General features: G+C 71.3%; 21 protein-coding genes. 11 read left to right on the forward strand and 10 right to left on the reverse strand.

Annotated elements, in window-relative coordinates:
* Positions 1–35: 35 nt before the first annotated feature.
* From boxC to EDC57_RS08320, 11 genes are all read left to right on the forward strand, one after another.
* The gene (gene boxC, locus EDC57_RS08270) at positions 36–1,730 is read left to right on the forward strand and encodes a 2,3-epoxybenzoyl-CoA dihydrolase (protein ID WP_123401400.1); all 1,695 of its coding nucleotides are present in this window, start codon (positions 36–38) and stop codon (positions 1,728–1,730) included.
* Between the two features lie 3 nt (positions 1,731–1,733).
* Positions 1,734–3,170 carry a benzoyl-CoA 2,3-epoxidase subunit BoxB gene (gene boxB / locus EDC57_RS08275; RefSeq protein ID WP_123401401.1) on the forward strand — a complete coding sequence of 479 codons (1,437 nt, stop codon included), beginning with the start codon at positions 1,734–1,736 and terminating at the stop codon, positions 3,168–3,170.
* A gap of 155 nt (positions 3,171–3,325) precedes the next feature.
* The gene (locus EDC57_RS08280; protein WP_123401402.1) at positions 3,326–4,927 is read left to right on the forward strand and encodes a benzoate-CoA ligase family protein; all 1,602 of its coding nucleotides are present in this window, start codon (positions 3,326–3,328) and stop codon (positions 4,925–4,927) included.
* A 16-nt stretch (positions 4,928–4,943) separates the two neighbouring features.
* A complete protein-coding gene (locus EDC57_RS08285) occupies positions 4,944–5,867 on the forward strand; it encodes a CoA transferase subunit A (RefSeq protein ID WP_123401403.1) in 924 nt (307 codons plus the stop codon).
* Positions 5,868–5,870: 3 nt separating this feature from the next.
* Positions 5,871–6,626 carry a CoA-transferase subunit beta gene (locus EDC57_RS08290; RefSeq protein WP_123401404.1) on the forward strand — a complete coding sequence of 252 codons (756 nt, stop codon included), beginning with the start codon at positions 5,871–5,873 and terminating at the stop codon, positions 6,624–6,626.
* 218 nt (positions 6,627–6,844) lie between these two features.
* Entirely contained in the window at positions 6,845–8,056 is a 1,212-nt protein-coding gene (locus EDC57_RS08295) for an ABC transporter substrate-binding protein (RefSeq protein WP_123401405.1), read from the forward strand.
* Between the two features lie 79 nt (positions 8,057–8,135).
* On the forward strand, positions 8,136–9,005 hold the full coding sequence (locus tag EDC57_RS08300; RefSeq protein WP_123401406.1) for a branched-chain amino acid ABC transporter permease: 870 nt from the start codon (positions 8,136–8,138) through the stop codon (positions 9,003–9,005).
* An 8-nt stretch (positions 9,006–9,013) separates the two neighbouring features.
* On the forward strand, positions 9,014–9,964 hold the full coding sequence (locus EDC57_RS08305) for a branched-chain amino acid ABC transporter permease (RefSeq protein WP_123401407.1): 951 nt from the start codon (positions 9,014–9,016) through the stop codon (positions 9,962–9,964).
* On the forward strand, positions 9,957–10,709 hold the full coding sequence (locus EDC57_RS08310; RefSeq protein ID WP_123401408.1) for an ABC transporter ATP-binding protein: 753 nt from the start codon (positions 9,957–9,959) through the stop codon (positions 10,707–10,709). Before EDC57_RS08305 ends, EDC57_RS08310 begins: the two co-directional genes overlap by 8 nt.
* Before the next feature lie 5 nt (positions 10,710–10,714).
* Entirely contained in the window at positions 10,715–11,422 is a 708-nt protein-coding gene (locus EDC57_RS08315; RefSeq protein ID WP_123401859.1) for an ABC transporter ATP-binding protein, read from the forward strand.
* Entirely contained in the window at positions 11,419–12,147 is a 729-nt protein-coding gene (locus tag EDC57_RS08320; RefSeq protein WP_123401409.1) for a uracil-DNA glycosylase family protein, read from the forward strand. Before EDC57_RS08315 ends, EDC57_RS08320 begins: the two co-directional genes overlap by 4 nt.
* Before the next feature lie 9 nt (positions 12,148–12,156).
* Here EDC57_RS08320 and EDC57_RS08325 read toward each other — a convergent pair whose 3' ends face one another.
* The 10 genes from EDC57_RS08325 to bcrC form a co-directional block, all read right to left on the reverse strand.
* Positions 12,157–12,639: a 4-hydroxylaminobenzoate lyase gene (locus EDC57_RS08325; protein ID WP_123401410.1), complete on the reverse strand. Its 483-nt coding sequence runs from the start codon at positions 12,637–12,639 to the stop codon at positions 12,157–12,159.
* Between the two features lie 12 nt (positions 12,640–12,651).
* Positions 12,652–13,836 (reverse strand): acyl-CoA dehydrogenase, encoded by a 1,185-nt coding sequence (locus EDC57_RS08330; protein WP_123401411.1) that lies wholly within the window; start codon positions 13,834–13,836, stop codon positions 12,652–12,654.
* A gap of 61 nt (positions 13,837–13,897) precedes the next feature.
* A complete protein-coding gene (gene fabG / locus EDC57_RS08335; RefSeq protein ID WP_245995189.1) occupies positions 13,898–14,608 on the reverse strand; it encodes a 3-oxoacyl-ACP reductase FabG in 711 nt (236 codons plus the stop codon).
* 9 nt (positions 14,609–14,617) lie between these two features.
* Positions 14,618–15,160, reverse strand: a complete 543-nt coding sequence (locus tag EDC57_RS12945; protein ID WP_211331937.1) for a GNAT family N-acetyltransferase — start codon at positions 15,158–15,160, stop codon at positions 14,618–14,620.
* A 12-nt stretch (positions 15,161–15,172) separates the two neighbouring features.
* Positions 15,173–15,634, reverse strand: a complete 462-nt coding sequence (locus EDC57_RS12950) for a GNAT family N-acetyltransferase (RefSeq protein ID WP_211331938.1) — start codon at positions 15,632–15,634, stop codon at positions 15,173–15,175.
* Positions 15,635–15,652: 18 nt separating this feature from the next.
* Positions 15,653–15,898 carry a YfhL family 4Fe-4S dicluster ferredoxin gene (locus EDC57_RS08345; protein WP_123401412.1) on the reverse strand — a complete coding sequence of 82 codons (246 nt, stop codon included), beginning with the start codon at positions 15,896–15,898 and terminating at the stop codon, positions 15,653–15,655.
* Between the two features lie 19 nt (positions 15,899–15,917).
* Positions 15,918–16,763 (reverse strand): benzoyl-CoA reductase subunit D, encoded by an 846-nt coding sequence (bcrD, locus tag EDC57_RS08350; RefSeq protein WP_123401413.1) that lies wholly within the window; start codon positions 16,761–16,763, stop codon positions 15,918–15,920.
* A 2-nt stretch (positions 16,764–16,765) separates the two neighbouring features.
* A complete protein-coding gene (bcrA, locus tag EDC57_RS08355) occupies positions 16,766–18,076 on the reverse strand; it encodes a benzoyl-CoA reductase subunit A (protein WP_123401414.1) in 1,311 nt (436 codons plus the stop codon).
* Positions 18,077–18,089: 13 nt separating this feature from the next.
* Positions 18,090–19,400: a benzoyl-CoA reductase subunit B gene (gene bcrB / locus EDC57_RS08360; RefSeq protein WP_123401415.1), complete on the reverse strand. Its 1,311-nt coding sequence runs from the start codon at positions 19,398–19,400 to the stop codon at positions 18,090–18,092.
* 72 nt (positions 19,401–19,472) lie between these two features.
* A complete protein-coding gene (bcrC, locus tag EDC57_RS08365; protein ID WP_123401416.1) occupies positions 19,473–20,645 on the reverse strand; it encodes a benzoyl-CoA reductase subunit C in 1,173 nt (390 codons plus the stop codon).
* Position 20,646 lies beyond the last annotated feature (1 nt).

Raw genomic sequence — 20,646 nt, forward strand, 5'->3', positions numbered from 1 at the left:
GCCGCGCGCGGCCGGGCCGCAGGGGAGACCCAGCCATGGCGCAGAGCGAACAGGCCTTCGACACCGGCGCACAGGCGCCCCGGGTCGACTTCCAGACCCACCCCGACCGCTACCGCCACTGGCGGCTCGAGATCGACGGGCGCATCGCCCTGCTCTCCATGGACGTCCAGGAGGACGGCGGCCTGCGCCCCGGCTACGAGCTCAAGCTCAATTCCTACGACCTCGGGGTGGACATCGAGCTCTACGACGCGGTGCAGCGGCTGCGCTTCGAGCACCCGGAGGTGGGCGCCGTGATCATCGCCTCGGGCAAGGGCGAGTGCTTCTGCGCCGGCGCCAACATCCGCATGCTCGGCCAGTCCAGCCACGAGCACAAGGTCAACTTCTGCAAGTTCACCAACGAGACCCGCCTCGGGATCGAGGACGCCACCGCCCACTCGGGCCAGACCTACCTGACCGTGGTCAACGGCGTCGCCGCCGGCGGCGGCTACGAGCTGGCGCTGGCCACCGACTACATCCTCATGGCCGACGACGGCAGCACCGCGGTCTCCCTGCCGGAGGTGCCGCTGCTGGCGGTGCTGCCAGGCACCGGCGGCCTCACCCGGCTGGTGGACAAGCGCAAGGTGCGCCGCGACCTCGCCGACGTCTTCTGCACCATCGCCGAGGGCATCAAGGGCCGGCGCGCGGTGGAGTGGGGCCTGGTGGACGAGCTGGCGCCGAAGTCGCGCCTGATGGAGGTGGCGCGCGAGCGCGCCGCGGCCTTCGCCGCCCGCTCCGACCGCCCCGCCGACGGCCGCGGGGTGGAGCTTGCGCCCCTCGAGCGGCGGTTCGAGACCGACGCCGTGCACTATCCCCACGTCTCGGTGCGCATCGACCGCGCCCACCGCGTCGCCTACTGGACCGTGCGCGGCCCGCAGGGGCCGCAGCCGCAGGACCCCGAGGGCATCCTCGCCGCGGGGGCCGGCTACTGGCCCCTGGCGCTTGCGCGCGAGCTCGACGACGCCATCCTGCACATGCGCCTCAACGAGGACCGGATCGGCACCTGGGTGCTGCGCACCGAGGGGGACGCGGCGCGGGTGCTGGAGACCGACGCCGTCCTCCTCGCCCACCACGGGCACTGGCTGGTGCGCGAGATCGTCCTCTACCTCAAGCGCACGCTGAAGCGGCTCGACGTCACCTCGCGCAGCCTCTTCGCCTTCATCGAGCCCGGCAGCTGCTTCGCCGGGACCCTCCTCGAGCTGGCCCTGGCCGCCGACCGCAGCTACATGCTCGACGGCACCTTCGAGGACGTGGAGGCCCCGGCCCCCACCGTCGTCCTCGGCGAGATGAACTTCGGTCCCCTGCCCATGGGCAACGGCCTGAGCCGCCTCGAGACCCGCTTCCTCGGCGATCCCGCGCGGGTCGAGGCCCTGCGCTCGCGCATCGGCGAGCCGCTGGACGCCGCTGCGGCGCTGGAGGCCGGCCTCGTCACCTTCGCCCCCGACGACATCGACTGGGAGGACGAGGTCCGCCTCGCGGTGGAGGAACGGGCGAGCTTCTCCCCCGACGCCCTCACCGGCATGGAGGCCAACCTGCGCTTCGCCGGCCCGGAGACCCTGGAGACCAAGATCTTCGGCCGTCTCTCCGCCTGGCAGAACTGGATCTTCCAGCGTCCCAACGCCGCCGGTCCCGAGGGCGCCCTGCGCCTCTACGGCACCGGCCGCAAGCCCAACTACGACCGCACGAGGGTCTGAACCATGAGCGCCATCTCCGTCGATCTCAACGCCCGCATCCCCAACAACGTCAACCTCAGCGAGAACAAGCGCCTGCTCAAGGCGCTGGAGTCGTGGCAGCCCAAGTTCCTGGACTGGTGGCGCGAGATGGGCCCGGTGGACAGCGAGCGGCTGCAGGTCTACCTGCGCACCGCGGTCAGCGTCGACCCCGGCGGCTGGGCCCATTTCGACTACGTGCGCATGCCGGAGTACCGCTGGGGCATCTTCCTGGCGCCGCCGGAGCCCGACCGGCGGATCCCCTTCGGCGAGCACAAGGGCGAGCCGGCCTGGCAGGAGGTGCCGGGCGAGTACCGCTCGGTGCTGCGCCGGCTCATCGTGACCCAGGGCGACACCGAGCCGGCCTCGGTGGAGCAGCAGCGCCACCTGGGCAAGACCTGCCCCTCCCTCTACGACCTGCGCAACCTCTTCCAGGTCAACGTCGAGGAGGGGCGCCACCTCTGGGCCATGGTCTACCTGCTGGACGCCTACTTCGGGCGCGACGGGCGCGAGGAGGCCGAGGCCATGCTCGAGCGGCACTCGGGCGACCCCGACAAGCCGCGCATCCTGCAGGCCTTCAACGAGCCCACGCCCGACTGGCTCTCCTTCTTCATGTTCACCTTCTTCACCGACCGCGACGGCAAGTTCCAGCTCGCCTCGCTGGCCGAGTCCGGCTTCGACCCCCTGTCGCGGACCTGCCGCTTCATGCTCACCGAGGAGGCCCACCACATGTTCGTGGGCATCACCGGCGTCGGCCGCATCATCCAGCGCACCTGCGAGGTGATGCGCGAGCATCGCATCGACGATCCGGCCGAGGTGCGCGGCCACGGGGTCATCGACCTGCCCACGATCCAGAAGTACCTCAACTTCCACTTCAGCGTCTCCCTCGACCTCTTCGGCCAGGAGCTCTCCACCAATGCGGCCAATTACTTCACCGCCGGCCTCAAGGGGCGCTTCCAGGAGGCCAAGCTCGAGGACGACCATCAGCTCAAGGACGCCGAGTACGAGATCTGGGAGGTGGCCGGCGACAGCCTGCGCAAGGTCCGCCGCCCGGCGCTGACCGCCCTCAACGAGATGCTGCGCGACCAGTACATCGCCGACTGCGCCAAGGGCGTGGAGCGCTGGAACCGCATCATCCGCGAGCACGGGATCGACTTCGAGCTGCGGCTTCCGCACCGCGCCTTCCACCGGCGCATCGGCACCTTCTCCGAGATCCAGGCCTCCCCGGACGGGCGGCTGCTGACCCAGGCGGAGTGGGACCAGCACCACCACGAGTGGCTGCCCACCGAGGCGGACCGCGCCTACGTCGCCTCCCTCATGCCCGAGGCGGTGCGCGAGCCCGGCAAGATGGCGCACTGGATCGCCCCGCCGGCCCGCGGCATCAACGACAGGCCCGTCGACTTCGAGTACGTGCGCTTCGACTGAGCGGCGAAGCCCCCGGCGGGGCGCGGGGCGGGTGCAGGGGTTGCGCCCGCCCCGCCGGCCCCCTAACATCGGAGGTGCCGCTTACGTAAACGTCAACGAGGGGCGGCAGACGCCGCCAGGACGGCGGCGAGCCCCCGGGGGGAGGAGGAGCCGCCATGCGGGACCACACCGTCGCCGTCGAGCGCGAGCACGGCCGCACCGTGCTGCGCTTCGCGCCCGTCTTTAACGTCGCCGTGCCCTTCATCGACCGCCACCTCGCCGAGGGCCGGGCCGACAAGGTGGCGATCCGGACCAACCACGGCGAGGCCGTCACCTACCGCGAGCTCGCCGAGCAGGCCAACCGCGCCGGCAACGCCCTGCGCGCCCTCGGCATCGGCCGCGGCGAGCGGGTCCTGATGATGGTCAAGGACTGCCCCGAGTTCTTCTACCTCTTCTGGGGCGCCATCAAGGCCGGCATCGTCCCCGTGCCCGTCAACACGCTGCTGCGGGCCAAGGACTACCGCTTCATGATCGAGGACTCGGGCTGCGCCGCCGTGGTCTATTCCCCCGAGTTCGCCGCCGAGGTGGAGCCGGCGCTGGCGGCGGCCGATCCGGCGCCGGCGGTGCGGCTGCCGGTCACCGGCGAGGGCGACAGCCTGCGCGCACGCATGGCCGAGGCCGGCGCCGAGCTCGAGGCGGTGCCCGCGAGCGCCACCGACGACTGCTTCTGGCTCTACTCCTCGGGCTCGACGGGCAACCCCAAGGGGGCGATCCACCGCCACCGCGACATGGTGGTGACGAGCCAGTACTACGGCGTCGAGACCCTGGGGGTGCGTGAGGAGGACGTGTGCTTCTCCGCCGCCAAGCTCTTCTTCGCCTACGGGCTGGGCAACGCCATGACCTTCCCGCTCTGGGTCGGGGCCACCGCGGTCCTCTACGACGGCCGCCCCACGCCGCAGAGCACCTTCGAGATGATCCAGCGCTTCCGCCCCACCATCTACTACGGCGTGCCGACCCTCTACGCGGCGCAGCTCGCCGCCCTCGACGAGCTCGCGCCGGATCTGTCCTCGGTGCGGGTCTGCGTCTCGGCGGGGGAGGCGCTGCCGCCGGAGATCTTCCAGCGCTGGAAGGAGCGCACGGGGCTCACCATCCTGGACGGGATCGGCTCCACCGAGGCGCTGCACATCTTCATCTCCAACCGCATCGACGACGTCCGCCTTGGCACCAGCGGGCGGCTCGTGCCGGGCTACGAGGCGCGCATCGTCGACGAGGCCGGCAACGAGGTCCCGCCCGGCGAGTCCGGGCGGCTCCTGATCCGCGGCGACTCCACCGCCCGCGCCTACTGGAACAACCCCGAGAAGACCGCCCAGACCATGCTCGAGGGCGGCTGGCTCAACACCGGCGACACCTACGTCCGCGACGAGGAGGGCTATTTCCACTACTGCGGCCGCAGCGACGACATGATGAAGGTGGGCGGGATCTGGTGCTCGCCGTTCGAGATCGAGGCCCGCCTCATCGAGCACCCGGCGGTGCTCGAGGCGGCCGTGGTGGGGCGGCCCGACGAGCAGAACCTGGTCAAGCCCGAGGCCTGGATCGTGCTGAAGGATCCGGCGCAGGCGGGCGATGCGCTGCGCGCCGAGCTCCTCGAGCACTGCAAGAAGGGGCTCGCCCCGTACAAGTACCCGCGCTGGATCCACTTCGTCGACGAGCTGCCGAAGACCGCCACCGGCAAGATCCAGCGCTTCAAGCTGCGCGCGCGCCCGCAGCCGCAGTCCTGAGGCGGGAGGCCGCCCCGTGGAGCCCAAGCTCGCGAGCCTGCGCGAGGCCCTCGCCGCCCACGTCCGCGACGGCGACCGCATCGTCCTCGGCGCCTGCCTCGAGCCGCACATCCCCTTCGCCGCCACCTACGAGCTCATCCGCCAGGGACGGCGCGACCTGGAGGTGATCGCCCCCATCTCCGACGCCTCCACCGACATCCTCGTCGGTGCGGGCTGCGTGCGACGCGTCACCGGCGCCTGGGTGGGCAACGTCTCGGGCGGTCTCGGGCACAACTACCGGCGCGCCTTCGAGGAGGGGATCCCGCACCGGATCGAGGTGCGCGACCACTCCAACTTCTCGCTGGGCATGGCGCTCATGGCCGGGGCCTACGGCATGCCCTTCGCCCCGGTGCGCTCGCTCCTCGGCTCGGACATCCTGCGCAGCAACCCCGAGCTGCGGGTGATCGAGAACCCGCTCGCCGACGAGCCCGACCCGGTGGTGCTGGTGCCGCCGCTGTGCCCCGACGTGGCGGTGATCCCGGTCCAGCGCGCCGACCCCTACGGCAACGCCCACCACTGGGGCAACCAGGGGGTGGTGCAGGAGGCGGCGCTGGCGGCGCGCAAGGTGATCCTGCTCGCCGAGGAGATCGTGGAGCCGGAGGTGATCGGCGCCGACCCCAACCGCGTGCTCTTCCCCGGCTTCGTGGTCACCGCGGTGGTGCACGAGCCGGCGGCGGTCCACCCCTCGCCCATGACCGGGGTCTGGCGCCGCGACACCGCCTTCTTCCAGGACTACCACGCCCGCTCGCGCACCCGCGAGGGCTTCGAGGCCTGGCTGGAGGAGTGGGTGCTGTCGGTGCCGGACCACGCCGCCTACCGGGCGAAGCTGGGGCCGCGGCTGGAGGCGCTGCGCATCCGCCGCCGCGTCCTCTCGCCCCCCGTCAACTACGCCGGGGACTGAGCGATGGCCTACTCCACCCAGGAGCTCATGATCATCGCGGCGGCACGCGAGATCGCCGACCGCGAGGTGGTCTTCGTGGGCATGCGCCTGCCCATCATGGCCTTCGGCGTCGCCCGCGCCACCCACGCCCCGGACGCCGTGGGGCTGTTCGAGTGCGGGCTGGTGCGCCACACGCCGGCGTCGGGGATGCTCTACACCATGGGCGATCCGCCCAACCAGGAGGGGGCGGCCTGGGCCACGGGGACGGTGCAGCTCCTGGGGCTGCTGCAGGGCGGGCGCGTGGACGTGGGCTTCATCGGCGGGGCCGAGGTGGACCGCTTCGGCAACGTCAACACCTCCTACATCGGCGATCCCCGCCGGCCGAAGGTGAAGCTGCCGGGATCGGGCGGCGCCGCCGACATCGCCGCCATGGCCCACCGCCTGCTCGTGATCATCAACCACGAGCGGCGCCGCCTCGTCGAGCGGGTCGACTACGTCACCTCCGTCGGCCACCTCGACGGCGGCGCATCGCGCCGCCGCGCCGGCCTGCGCCGGGGCGGCACCGCCGCCGTCATCACCGACAAGGCCATCCTCCGCCCCTGGGGTCCGGAGCGGGAGCTGCACCTGGCCTCCTGGCACCCGGGCACCACCCCCGACGAGGTCCGCGATGCCACCGGCTGGGACCTGCGGCTGCACCCGGAGGCGCGGCCGACCCCGCCCCCCACCGAGGCGGAGCTGGCGGCGCTGCGCCGGCTCGACCCCGAGGGCTTCTGGCGCTAGGCGGAGGAAGAAATGCGCGCACACTGGGCACCACGGCGAGGCAGGGCGCGGGCACCGCGCACGCCCTGTACGCCGCGGCCTGCCGGCACTAGGATGTTGGGGCCGGGCGGCGGAGGCCCGCCGGCCCCGCATCCGCCCGCGGCGCGGGCGGCCCGGACCGCGCCGGCGGGGTCTCCCAAGAACAACCCGGCCACCACCGATCCCAGAGGAGACGGAGGATGAAGAAGCCCGCACACCCCGGTGTCTCGCGACGCAGGTTCCTCAGGAACGCGGCGGTCCTCGGCGGCGCCACCGCCGCCGCGACGTTCGTCCCCACCCGCTACATCATCGCCCGCCCGGCCAAGGTCAAGGTGGGCATCCTGCTCCCCTACACCGGCGTCTACGCCAAGCTGGGCGAGAACATCCGCGACGCCCTCATGCTGCGCATCCGCCAGAACGACGGCCGCCTCGGGGGGCGCGAGGTGGAGTTCGTCGACATCGACAGCCAGGCCAAGCCGCCGCTCGCCCCGGAGCTGACCAACCGCCTCGTGCACAAGGAGAAGGTGGACTTCATCGTGGGCGCGGTGCACTCGCTGGTGGGCATGGCCATGGCCAAGATCGTGGGCGGCGACGGCCCCATCACCGTGATCGCCAACGCCGGCGCCGACCAGCTCACGGGCAGCCTCTGCGCCCCCAACATCTTCCGCACCTCCTTCTCCGCCTACCAGACCAGCTTCCCCTGCGGCAAGGCGGTCTACGAGGACGGCCACCGCGAGGTGGTGCTCATGTACTGGAACTACGGCTTCGGCAAGCAGGCCGCGGCCGCCTTCAAGGAGGCCTTCGTCGCCCGGGGCGGCAAGATCGTCAAGGAGATCCCGACGCCGTTCCCCGAGGTGGAGTTCCAGGCCTACCTGACGGAGCTTGCGGCCATCCGGCCCGATGCCGTCTTCACCTTCTACGCCGGCGGCGGGGCGGTGAAGTACGTCAAGGACTACGCCGCGGCGGGCCTCAAGGACGCCATCGCCCTCTACGGCGCCGGCTTCCTCACCGAGGGGGTGCTGAAGGCGCAGGGGGCGGCGGCCGAGGGGGTGCGCACCACCCTGCACTACGCCGACACCCTCGACAACCCCGCCAACCGGCGCTTCAAGCGCGCCTTCCGCGAGGCCACGGGGCGCGACGCCGACGTCTACGCGGTCCAGGGCTACGACGCGGGCTCGCTGCTGGTGCAGGGGATGGCCGCCGTGGGGGGCGACACCGGGGCGCGCGCCGAGCTCATCCGCGCCATGGAGTCGACCACCATCGACAGCCCGCGCGGGCCCTTCACCTTCTCCAAGGCCCACAACCCGATCCAGGACATCTATCTGCGCGAGGTGCAGAACGGCGAGAACCGCGTCCTGCGCATCGTCGCGCCCCGCCTGGAGGACCCGGCGAAGGGCTGTCGCATGACCTGACCCCGGCCCCGCCCGCCCCGGCCCCGGCCGGGGCGGGCCGTTTCGGGCGCCGTGCCGAGACCGACACCGAGACAGGGGGATGGAGCCGAGCTTCTACCTGATCCAGCTTCTCAACGGGATCCAGTACGGCTTTCTGCTCTTTCTCGTCGCCAGCGGCCTGACCCTGGTGTTCGGGATCATGGGCATCATCAACCTCGCCCACGGCGCCTTCTACATGCTGGGGGCGTACCTGGCCTACTGGCTCGCCCGCGAGACCGGCAGCCTCGCCCTCGCCGTCGCCGCGGGCATCCCGGTGGTGGTCCTCGTGGGCATCGTCGTGGAGCGGCTCGCCATCACCCCCCTCTACCGGCGCGACCATCTCTACCAGGTGCTCCTCACCTTCGGGCTGATCCTCGTCTTCGACGAGCTGCGCAGCATCCTCTGGGGCAACGACGTCCACGCCGTGCCGATCCCGCCCCCGCTCGCGGGCTCGATCCCGCTGACCGAGACCCAGGCCTACCCGGTCTACCGGCTGTTCATCTCGGCCGCCTGCGCCGCCGTCGCCCTCGCGCTCTACCTCATGATCCAGCGCACCCGCCTGGGCATGATCATCCGCGCCGGCGCCAGCAACCGCGAGATGGCGCAGGCCCTCGGCATCGACATCAACCGCCTCTTCACCCTCGTCTTCGGCCTCGGCGTGGCCCTCGCCGCCTTCGCCGGCATGATCGCGGCGCCGGTGAGCTCGGTCTATCCCGGCATCGGGGATCAGGTGCTGATCATCTCCTTCGTGGTGGTGGTCATCGGCGGCATCGGCTCCATCAAGGGCGCCTTCGTGGGCGCGATGCTCATCGGCATCGCCGACACCTTCGGCAAGGTGCTGATCCCCGAGGCGGCGAGCGTGGTCATCTACGCCCTCATGGCGGTGGTGCTGATCTGGCGGCCGCAGGGGCTGTTCGGGGCGCGGCCATGATGTACCGGATGCCCCGCCGCGTCCTCGTCGGGCTGCTCGTGGTCCTGGCCCTGGCCGCGCTGCTCCCCCTCACCGGCGAGCGCTACTACCTGCAGCTCGGCACCAAGATCCTCATCCTCGGGCTCTTCGCCATGAGCCTGGACCTGCTGGTGGGCTTCACCGGCCTGGTGAGCCTCGGCCACGCCGCCTTCTTCGGCCTCGGCGCCTACGGCTTCGCCGTGCTCGCCCGCGACGGCGATCCGGTCACCCTCTGGCAGGCCCTGGCGGCCTCCCTGGGGCTGGCCGCGGCGGCGGCGCTGGTGATCGGCTGGATCAGCATCCGCACCTCCGGCGTGTACTTCATCTTCCTGACCCTCGCCTTCGCGCAGATGGTCTACTACTTCCTCTTCGAATCGCCCCGCTTCGGCGGCGACGACGGGATCTTCATCTTCGCCCGCCCCGAGGTGACCCTGGGCGGGCGCCCCCTCTTCGACCTCGCCGACGAGGCCGTCCTCTACTGGTTCGTGCTGGGCATCGTGGCCGCGGGCTACGCCCTGCTGCACACGGTGCTGCAGGCGCCCTTCGGCCGCGTCCTCGAGGGCATCCGCGAGAACGAGCACCGCATGCGCGCCATGGGCTACGCCACCGCCCGCTACAAGCTGGCGGCCTTCGTCCTCGCCGGCACCCTTGCGGGCCTCGCCGGCCTCCTGGAGGCGATCCACACCGAGTTCGTCAACCCGGCCTATCTCAACTGGCACCAGTCGGGCCTGCTCCTGATGATGGTGCTCCTCGGCGGTATGGGCCGCCTGTACGGCGCCCTGCTCGGGGCCGCGACCCTGGTGCTCCTGGAGAGCTACCTGCCGGATCTCAGCGAGCACTGGCGCCTGCCCCTCGGCGGCATCATCATCGCCGTCGTGCTGTTCCTGCCGCAGGGGCTCGCCGGGCTGCGCCTGCCGCGGCGGAGGGCGGCCGATGGCTGAACCCATCCTGCGCACCGAGTCCCTGGCCCGCAGCTTCGGTGCCCTGGTGGCGGTGCACAACGTGACCCTGGCGTTCGAGGCGGGCCGCGTCCACGCCGTCATCGGACCCAACGGCGCCGGCAAGTCCACCCTCATCAACCTCCTCTCCGGCGATCTGGCGCCGAGCGGCGGCCGCGTCTGGTTCCGCGGCCGCGACATCACCGGACTGCCGGCGTATCGGATCTCGCGCCTGGGGATCGGGCGCAGCTACCAGAAGACCAACATCTTTCCCTCCTTCACCTGCTGGGAGAACTGCTGGCTGGCGGCGCAGTCGCGCCTGCCGAGCGCCATGCGCTTCTTCCGCCCCGCCCACCGCTACCGCGCCGTCGCCGAGCGGGCCCGCCGCGCGCTGGCCCTGTGCGGGCTCGAGCACCGCGCCGACACGGTGGCCGCCCGCATGAGCTACGGCGAGCAGCGCCAGCTCGAGATCGGCATGATGCTGGCCACCGAACCGGAGCTGCTCCTCCTCGACGAGCCCCTCGCCGGCATGGGCCCCGAGGAGTCGCGCCAGGTCGTGGCGCTGCTCGAGCGCCTCGCCGCCGACCACACCCTGATCCTGGTCGAGCACGACATGGACGCGGTCTTCTCCATCGCCGAGCGGATCACCGTGATGGTCAACGGCGAGGTGCTCAAGACCGGCACCCCCGAGGAGATCCGCGCAAGCCGCGAGGTCCAGGAAGCCTATCTCGGGGAGGAGGTGGCGTGAGCACGATGCCGCTGCTCGAGGCCGAGGGGCTGCACACCTACTACGGCCCAAGCCACATCCTGCACGGCGTCTCCCTGCGCGTGCTGCCCGGGCAGGCGGTGGCGCTCATGGGGCGCAACGGCATGGGCAAGACCACCACCCTGCGCTCCATCATGGGCCTGACCCCGCCGCGGCGCGGCCGCGTCCGCGTCCGCGGCACCGACGTCACCGGCTGGCCGGCCCACCGCGTCGCCCGCGCCGGCATCGCCTACGTGCCGGAGGATCGCGGCATCTTCCCCAACCTCTCGGTGCGGGAGAATCTCCTCATGGCAGCCCGCCCCGGCCGCGACGGCCGCACCGACTGGCACTACGAGGGCGTGCTCGAGCTCTTCCCGCGCCTGCGCGAGCGGCTGTCCAACATGGGCCACCAGCTCTCCGGCGGCGAGCAGCAGATGCTCACCATCGCCCGCGCCCTCCTCACCAATCCCGACCTCATCCTCCTGGACGAGGCCACGGAGGGGCTCGCCCCCCTGATGCGGCGCGAGATCTGGGGCATCATCGCCCGCATCAAGGCCGCCGGCGTCGCCGCCGTGATCGTGGACAAGGACCTCAAGGCGCTGGCGGAGCTGGCGGACTGGAACGTGATCCTGGAGAAGGGCCGCGTGGTCTGGGAGGGACGCTCGGAGGCGCTGCTCGCCGACCCCGAGCTGCACCGCCGCCACCTGGGGGTATGAGCGGCGCCGCGGACCGCCTCGTGGCCGCCGCCCGCCGCCTCGCCGGCGAGGTGGACGCCCTGCGCTTCGGCCCGCCCGTGACCCACGTCTACAACCCCCTCGCCTACGCCTGGGCGCCCCACGAGGCCTACCTGCGCCGCTACGGCGGCGGGCCCAAGGAGGTGGTGCTGGTGGGCATGAACCCGGGCCCCTGGGGGATGGTGCAGACCGGCATTCCCTTCGGCGAGGTGGCGGCGGTGCGCGACTGGATGGGCATCGAGGCCCCGGTGGGGGCCCCGCCGCGTCCGCACCCGAGGCGTCCCGTGCTCGGCTTCGCCTGCCGCCGCAGCGAGGTCAGCGGGCGGCGGCTGTGGGGCTGGGCCCGCGCCCGCTTCGGCACCCCCGACCGCTTCTTCGCCCGCTTCTTCGTGCTCAACTACTGCCCGCTGGCCTTCTTCGAGGCCGCAGGGGCCAACCGCACCCCCGACCGGCTGCGCGCCGACGAGCGCCGCGCCCTCTTCGCCGCCTGCGACCGCGCCCTGCGCGAGGCGGTGCACGCCCTCGCGCCGCGCCTCGTCCTCGGCGTCGGGCGCTTCGCCGAGGCCCGCGCCCGGGAGGCGCTGCGGGGGCTCGGGACCGCGATCGCCGCCGCGCCCCACCCGAGCCCCGCAAGCCCTCAGGCCAACCGCGGCTGGGCCCCGCTCATGGATGCGGCGCTCGGCGCCGCCGGGGTCCACCTCCCCTGAGCGGATCCCTCAGCGCGTGAACTCGATCTCGCCCCCCGGCAGGAGGTAGAGGATCAGGGCCGCACCGCCGGTGACCGTGGGCCGGTGGGCGCTGTCGGGCCCGTAGACGAGCCAGCCGGCGCCGCGGCCGTCGAAGCGGGCCTCCGGGTCGATGGGCATGATCATGTCGATCTCGCCCCGCGGGTGGCGGTGGTGGGGGCCCACCACCTCCTCCATGCGCACCACGTCGACGCTGAACCCCGCGGTGTCCTCCCCCGCCGGGATGACGCGGCCGAAGCGGATCCCGCCCGCCTCGCGGCTGCACATCCAGCCCTCCTCGATGGCCTGGTGGCAGGCGGCGCGGATGGCCTCGAAGGTGGCCCCGCCGGCCGGGAAGCGCGCATCGAGAAAGTCCGCCAGCGCCGGCTCCACCGGCCGGCCGGCGATGGCGTCGGTGACCTGCATGATGAGCCCGGCGAACCGCTCCCGGGTGCCCGTGCCGTTGCCGCCCATGGGCGTGCCTCCTCAGCAGGTGAAGGCCTGGATCCCCGTCTGCGCGCGCCCGAGGATGAGGGCGTGGATGTCGTGGGTGCCCTCGTAGGTGTTGACGGTCTCCAGGTTCATGACGTGGCGGATGACGTGGAACTCGTCCACGATGCCGTTGCCCCCGTGCATGTCGCGGGCCGTGCGCGCGATCTCCAGGGCCTTGCCGCAGTTGTTGCGCTTGAGCAGCGAGATCGCCTCCGGCGCGGCCTTGCCCTGGTCGAACAGCCGGCCGAGGCGCAGGCAGGCCGCAAGCCCCAGGGTGATCTCGGTCTGCATGTCGGCAAGCTTCTTCTGCACCAGCTGGTTGGCGGCCAGCGGACGCCCGAACTGGATGCGCTCCAGGGTGTAGTTGCGCGCCGCGTGCCAGCAGAACTCGGCCGCCCCCATGACCCCCCAGGCGATGCCGTAGCGGGCGCGGTTGAGGCAGCCGAAGGGGCCCTTGAGCCCGGTCACTTTGGGCAGCAGGTTCTCCTCCGGGACGAAGACGTCGTCGAGGACGATCTCGCCCGTGATGGAGGTGCGCAGGGAGAACTTGCCCTCGATCTTGGGGGTGGAGAGCCCCTTCATGCCCCGCTCCACCAGGAAGCCGCGGATGACGTCCTCCTCGTCCTTGGCCCAGACCACGCAGACGTCGGCGATGGGCGAGTTGGTGATCCACATCTTGGTGCCCTTGAGCACCCAGCCGCCGTCCACCTTGCGCGCCCGCGTCTTCATCCCGCCCGGGTTGGACCCGGCGTCGGGCTCGGTCAGCCCGAAGCAGCCCACCCACTCCCCGGTGGCAAGCCGGGGCAGGTACTTCTCGCGCTGCGCCTCGGTGCCGTAGGCGTAGATGGGGTACATGACCAGGCTCGACTGCACGCTCATGGCGGAGCGGTAGCCGCTGTCGACGCGCTCGATCTCGCGCGCGATGAGCCCGTAGCAGACGTAGTTGACGCCGGCGCAGCCGTACTGCTCCGGCAGGGTCGCGCCGAGGAAGCCCAGCTCGCCCATCTCGTTCATGATCTCGCGGTCGAAGCGCTCCTGCCGGTTGGCCTCGAGCACGCGCGGCATCAGCCGCTCCTGGGCATAGCTGCGGGCGGTGTCGCGGACCAGCCGCTCCTCCTCCGTCAGCTCCTCCTCCAGCAGCAGCGGATCTTCCCAGTTGAACGCCACCCGATCGCTCATCTCGTCAGCCTCCCCCGGGGCCGCGCCCGCGGCGCCGCCCCCAAGCCGCCGCAGCCGGCGGTCAAATGTACTGGCCCGCGTCGACGCGGACCACCTCCCCCGTGATCATGCGCGCCGCATCCGAGAGCAGGAACAGCACCGCATGGGCGATGTCCTGCGGCGTCGCGAGTTCGCCGAGCACCGACTCCGCCCGCGCCCGCTCGCGGAACTCCTCCGGCAGCGCCAGCGCCATCTCCGTCAGCACCATGCCGGGCGCCACCGCGTTGACCGTGATCCCCCGCGGCCCGAGCTCGCGGGCGGCGGTCTTGGTCAGCCCGATCAGCCCCGCCTTGGCGGCGCTGTAGTTGGCCTGGCCGAACTTGCCGCGCAACCCGTTGATGGAGGTGATGTTGACGATGCGCCCGTGGCCGGCCTCGCGCATCCGCGGGGCGAGGGCCCGGATCATGTGAAAGGCGCCCGTGAGGTTGACCTCGAGCACGGCGCGCCACTCCTCGTCGCTCATCTTGGCGAGGGAGCGGTCGCGGGTGATGCCGGCGTTGTTGACGAGCAGTGTCACCCCCGGCGGCAGCGACGCCACCGCCGCGGCGACGCTGGCCGCGTCGGCCACGTCCACCGCGTGGAAGGTCCATGGGCCGGGCTGGCCCGGCTCGCGGTCGAAGACATGCACCTCCGCCCCCGCCTCGGCGAGGGCCTCGGCGATGGCGCGGCCGATGCCGCGGCTGCCGCCGGTGACCACGGCGCCGCGCCCGGTGAAGTCCCAGCGCACCGACACGGCGGCGCCTCAGGCGAGCCGCTTGGTCAGCGCCAGGCGCTGGCCCGGCGCGAACCCGCAGCGCTCGAGGAACGCCCCCAGCGCGCGCTCGTTCCACGCGATCTCGGTGCGCACGGTCTCCACCCGCAGCGCCGCGAGATTGGCGAGCAGCTGCGACAGCAGGGCGTACCCGACCCCGCGCCGCACGTAGGCGGGGTCCACCCCGAGGGTGTCGATCACGGCGGCGGTGTCGGTGCGCCCGAACTCGCCGTAGTCCACCCGCGCCATGACGAAGCCTGCGATCTCGCCCTCCTGCTCGGCCACCAGCGAGACGCGCACGCCCGACTCGTCCAGCGCCTCGCGCACCTTGCGCCGGTAGTAGGCGCTGCGGTCGCAGCCGGTGATCCGCCGGTCGATGCGCACCAGCGCCGGCAGGTCCTCGGCGCGCAGGGTGCGGACCGGGATGCGGTCGCGCGCCAGCGCCTCGAAGTCGTCGCCGGAGGGATCGCTGTAGTCCGGCTCGCCCTCGAACCGGCCCAGCATCTCCTGCGTCGTCGATCCTCCGTTGGCCATCGCCCCTCCCCCTCAGAAGTCGTGCCCGGCGGTGCCGCGCTCGAGCACCAGCCGCGGCGCCAGCGAGAACCCGTGCCGCGCGAAGAAGTCGAGCAGCCCCGGCCGGTTCCACTCCACCTGGGTGCGCAGCTCCACCGCGCCCCGCGCCCGCAGCGCCTCCTCCAGCGCCGCAAGGAGCGCGGCGCCGACCCCGCGCCCGCGCCGGCCCGGCTCGACGCTCACCGCATCCAGCACCCCGACGCGCTCGGTGCCACCGAACTCGCCCTGGAGCAGCCGCGCGAGCAGAAAGCCCACCAGGCGCCCGTCGGCCTCCGCCCCCAGCGAGACGAAGGCCTCGGGATCGGCGCCCATGGCCGCGAAGCGCTTCTCAAAGAAGCCGCGGCGCGCCGCGCCTCCCTCCGCCCCGCCGATGGCCACCACCGCCTCCAGGTCGCCCTCGGCGAGCGGCCGGATCGTCACCCCGTTGTCCGACATCCCAGGCCTCCCCCGCCCTCAGGCGTGCAGCCGCTCGTACTTCGCCCGCAGCTCGTCCTCGCTCTCCTGGTGCTCGGGATCGGGCTCGATGCAGTCGGCCGGGCAGACCAGCATGCACTGCGGCTCGTCGTGCGCGCCCACGCACTCGGTGCAGCGCTCCGGGTCGATGACGTAGATCATGTCGCCCTCCGAGATGGCCTCGTTGGGGCACTCCGGCACGCAGGCGTCGCAGTTGGTGCACTCTTCGGTGATGTGCAGGGCCATGTCCGTTTCCTCCTCCGTCTCAGGATGCCTGGGGCAGCTGCCCCAGCGCGGCCAGCTTCTCGTAGCGGAAGGCACCCCAGAGCGCGGCGCCGATGGCGCCCGCATAGGGCGAGTCGGGGTGGCTTCGCGCGGTGATCTTGAGCTTCTGCTCGGCGAGCGCCTCGTTGAGGGCGGCCACCAGCCCCGAGTCCAGGGCCAGCCCCCCGGTCAGCAGCGTCACGCCGTCGTTGGCGCCGATGGCCTTGAGCAGCTTGGCCAGCCGCGTCGCCATGGACATGTGGATGCCCTTGAGGATGTTGGGCGCCGAGATGCCCCGCGAGACCATGTTGATGACGTCGGTCTCGGCGAGCACCGCGCAGATGCTCGAGACCGCCTCGGGATTGTCCGCCTGCTGCGACAGCGGGCCGATCTCGTCCTGGGCGATGCCGAGGTAGCGCGCCACGTTCTCGAGGAACTGGCCCGAGCCCGAGGCGCACTGGCTCGTCATGCGGTAGGAGAGCACCTTGCCGCGCTCGTCGATGCGGATGGCGCGCCCGTGCAGGGCCCCCACGTCCAGCACCGCGCGTGCCTCCGGATCGAGGTAGATGGCCCCGCGGGCATGCGTGGTCATGGAATAGAAATGGCCGGTGCGGAAGGGCACGTTCTCGCCCTCGCCGGTGGTGGCCACGTAGTGGACGTCCTCGCGCGACAGGCCGGCCTCGCGCAGAAGATCGTCGTAGGCCGACTCGGCGAGCTGGAACGGATCGCGGCGCCGGATGCGCTCGTTGCGCTTGCCGATCCACTCCGTGCGCTCCCCGTCGACCCGGAAGAGCGCCACCTTGACCGCCCCGGTGCCGATGTCGATGCCCGCAGTGATGATCGCCATGGTCACGCCTCCACGGCGCGGCGGGCGAACTCGGCCGCCCCCAGCGCCCCGGTGTAGATGGAATCGGGGTTGATGTTGATCTTCACGTCGCCGTAGTTCTCCTTCACCAGCTTCCTGAGCTCGCGCACAGCGGCCTCGTTCTTGGCCACGCCCCCGGTGAAGGTGAACTCGTTCTGCACCCCGCCCGCGCGCGAGAGGATCGACATCGCGCGCAGGATGATGGCGCGGTGCAGGCCCGCCAGGATGTCCTCGCGCCGCTCGCCGAGGGCCAGGCGGTCGCGCAGCTCGGCGCCGGCGAACACGGTGCAGGTGGAGTTGATGCGGATGGTCTTCTTCGCCTGCATGGCGAGGGGGCCCAGCTCGTGCAGGCCGAGGTTCATCTCGTCCGCGATGTAGCCGAGATAGCGCCCGCACCCTGCGGCACAGCGGTCGTTCATCTGGAAGTTGACGACGATGCCGTTCTCGTCCACCTGGATGCCCTTGGTGTCCTGGCCGCCGATGTCGAGCACGGTGCGGGTCCCCGGGTACATCAGGTGCGCGCCGAGGCCGTGGCAGAGGATCTCGGAGCGGATGTGCTCCTTGGAGAAGGGCAGGCGCACGCGGCCGTAGCCCGTGCCCACCACGTAGCCCTCCTCGAGCTCCACCGCGAGCGCCCGCTCCACCGCCGCACGCACCGCCTCGTGGTCGGCGTGGACCCCGCCCTCGGCGAGGACCCGCCCCAGCGCGCGCAGGAACTTGCCGCCGATGTCCCCGGCCGGGGGCCGGTTCTCCACCTCGATGATGGATTTGTCGTAGACGTTGAGGAGGGGATCGAAGGGCAGCCCGGCCTCGCGCGCCACCTCCTCGGCCCGCTGCATGTAGCGCGAGCCGGCGATGTCGCGGAAGAAGTCGGACTTGCGCTCGGCGCCGGGGGCGTAGAGGTGCTCGGCGTCGGCGCGCAGCCGGCCGAAGATCTCCTCCAGCGCCTCCGCCATGGCCTTGCGCAGGTCCTCGTGGCGGTCGTGCTCGGCGTTGGCGAGGCAGGTCCGCTCCAGGTCCTCGAGCTGCTCCAGGAACTGCTCGAGGCGGAAGTTGCGCTCGAGCCCCTCGAGCACCCCCTCGGCCGCCCCCGCAAGCGCCGCCTCCTCCGCCAGCGCACGCCGCACCAGGGTCAGCCGGGCGTCGATGAGGGCCTCCTGCTTGGCCACCGCGCTCGCGGTGTCGTAGTTGGAGCGCGAGTTGGTGATGCCGCGCCCCAGGACCTCGCCCTTGCCGTCCATCACCACCGCCTTGGTGGTGGTGGAGCCGAGGTCGATGCCGATGTAGCACTTCATCGCCCCATCCTCCTCACGCGGCGGCGCCGGCGGCACGCCGCTTCTGGTCGATCATCTGGAAGTAGCTCTCGAGCCGGTTCTTGACGTTGGCGTAGGAGAAGTAGCGCGGATCGACGAGATCGGTCTCGATGAAGGCCGCGGGCTTACCGGTGCGCTTCTCCACCTCGCGCATCATCATGAGCTGGCCCGCGGAGAAGCTGTTGCAGCTCTTGATGGAGTTGATGAGGAGGCCGTCGGCCTGGTACTCCTCGATGTACTGCACCAGCATGTCCACCCGCTGCGGGAGGTTGCGGTTGGTGTAGCAGCCGAGGCAGTACTCGGCCAGCGACTCCAGGGGCTTGTCCGGGTCGTGGCGGAAGCCGAGGTCGTAGACGCCGCCCACCTTGGTGTAGGTGCTGGCCACCACCACCGCGCCTTCCTCGTAGAAGATCTTCCAGAACTCGCGGAAGTTGGTCCAGTTGGGCGGCCCCTCCACCACGAGGCGGTAGCGCTCCTCCTCCATCTCGCCCTCCGGCGTGATGGGATGCTGGCCCTTGCGGAGCCGCTCCTCGATCTCGCCCCGCAGCATCTCGTAGTACTCGGTGGCGTCCTTGGTGCCGCGGAAGGCGGTGAAGATCGGGCCGATGTAGTAGACGCCGCCGAAGTAGGCGTCGATGGGCGAGGGCCTGTTCTTGGCGCTCTCCAGCACCCACACGAGGTTGTCCTCGGCCTTGGCCGACTCGCGCAGGTACTCGCGCAGGCGGTCGATGTCGAACTTCACCCCGCTCACCTTCTCCATCGCGGGGATCACCTCCTCCCGGAGCTGCTTGACCACGTACTTGACCATCTCCGGGGTGATCCTGCCGTCGCCCTGGTACGGGATGTGCAGCATCACGGTCGGGCACTTGTACTCGTGGCGCAGCAGCTCGAACCACTTCATGAAGGTGAAGCAGCCGGTGTAGGACAGGAGCAGCAGGTCGGGCGGCGGCAGCGGCTTGCCGTTGGGGGCGATGTTGCCCTTGCCCATCATGCCGATGTCGGCCTTGACGTAGGTGCAGACGTCCTCCGAGTGGCCGCGCTTCTCGGCGTCCATGATCATGGCGCCGCTCTTCTTCCGCAGGCCGTTCTGGATCGCGTTGATCTCCGGCAGGTTGTTGAGCATGTCGAAGCACATCACCAGCTCGTTCAGGTTGCCGGGCACGAAGGTGGAGACCACCTTGCGCCCGGTCTCCGGGGCGCTGGTGAGCGCCTCGTAGTTGCGGGCGATCATCTCCTTCTGCTTGAGCATCGAAGGCTCTTTGACCACCTCCGGCTTGCCGTCGATGCGGGTCGTGTCGCTGCTCATGCCTCTCTCCTCCCGGGGCCTGCGCCCCGCTCCCGTGCCTGTGCCGTCCCGCAGCCCCGGCCGCCCGACGCCTCAGCTCCCCGTGTCACCCCACAGCTTGATGGAGTCGGCGAAGGTGCCGGCCTGCTCGCGGATGGGCTGCATCTGCCCCGAGTTCTCCGCGTACTTGAAGGAGATGTACGGGACCCCGTGCTCCTTGAGCCGATCGGCCAGCATCGGCCGCTCCAGCAGCGCCGGATCGCAGAAGGAGGGGGCAGCGAAGATCACGCCCTCGGCCCCGCGCCGCCGGATCTGCTCCAGCAGGTAGCGGCCCTTGTCCTCCTCGCGCTCGGTGTACTTGGCGGCGGTGTCCACCGAGTGGTGGAGGAAGGCACGCGCCAGGTTCTCGATGGGATCCCCCTCCACCGGCACGTCCTCGCGCAGCCAGCGCGTGACGAGGATGTAGTCGTCGTCCACCACGTAGCAGCCGGCCATCTCGATGGACTTGATGAGCCCCAGCGGCGGCTGCTCGCAGAACGAGCCGTTGAGGACGATGCGCACGTTGTCGCGCATCGGCCGCTCCTCCTCGCGCACCGCCGCCATGTAGGCCCGCAGCATCTCGCTGTGCTCCTCCACCGGCAGCACCATGCCGGCGCGAAGCAGCAGGTAGGCCTCGTAGGTGGGCACGCGCCAGGGCTCGGCCGCGCGCAGGTCGTAGAGCTCGCGCACGAGACGGCGGTTCTCGTTGTAGAGGGCGATGGACCGGCGCAGGGCCTCGTCGGTGATTTCGCGCCCCCCGAGGGCCTCGAGGCCGCGCTTGAGCTCGTGCAGCTCCTCGACGTAGTAGGCCCCGCCGATCTCGTCGCGGTAGTTCTGCGGCACGTCGAAGTAGCGCACGTACATCTCGGGGAACATCATCTTGAAGATCCCCGAAAGGTTGCGGATGACGTCGCAGATGCTCGGGAAGAGCATGCCGTCGACGAAGTCCAGCCGCTTGGTGATGGCGAGCTCGATGGTCGAGCGCGGGATGCGGCAGATGTAGCTCTGGTAGTACGCATCGCCGTGGATGACCTCGAGCTGGTCGCCACCGCCGAAGATCCCCAGCGGCAGCATGCCCGCGGCGTGGATGATCTCGCGCGGGACGTAGATGGGCATGAAGCCGATCACCTTGCGGCCCGGCTCGGCCGCCTTCCACTCCCGTGCGGCGGTGAAGTCGAGGTCCTCGTAGAGGGCCTCACAACGGCGGATGATCTCTGCGCTCGACATG

Source organism: Inmirania thermothiophila (assembly GCF_003751635.1).
Taxonomy (GTDB): domain Bacteria; phylum Pseudomonadota; class Gammaproteobacteria; order DSM-100275; family DSM-100275; genus Inmirania; species Inmirania thermothiophila.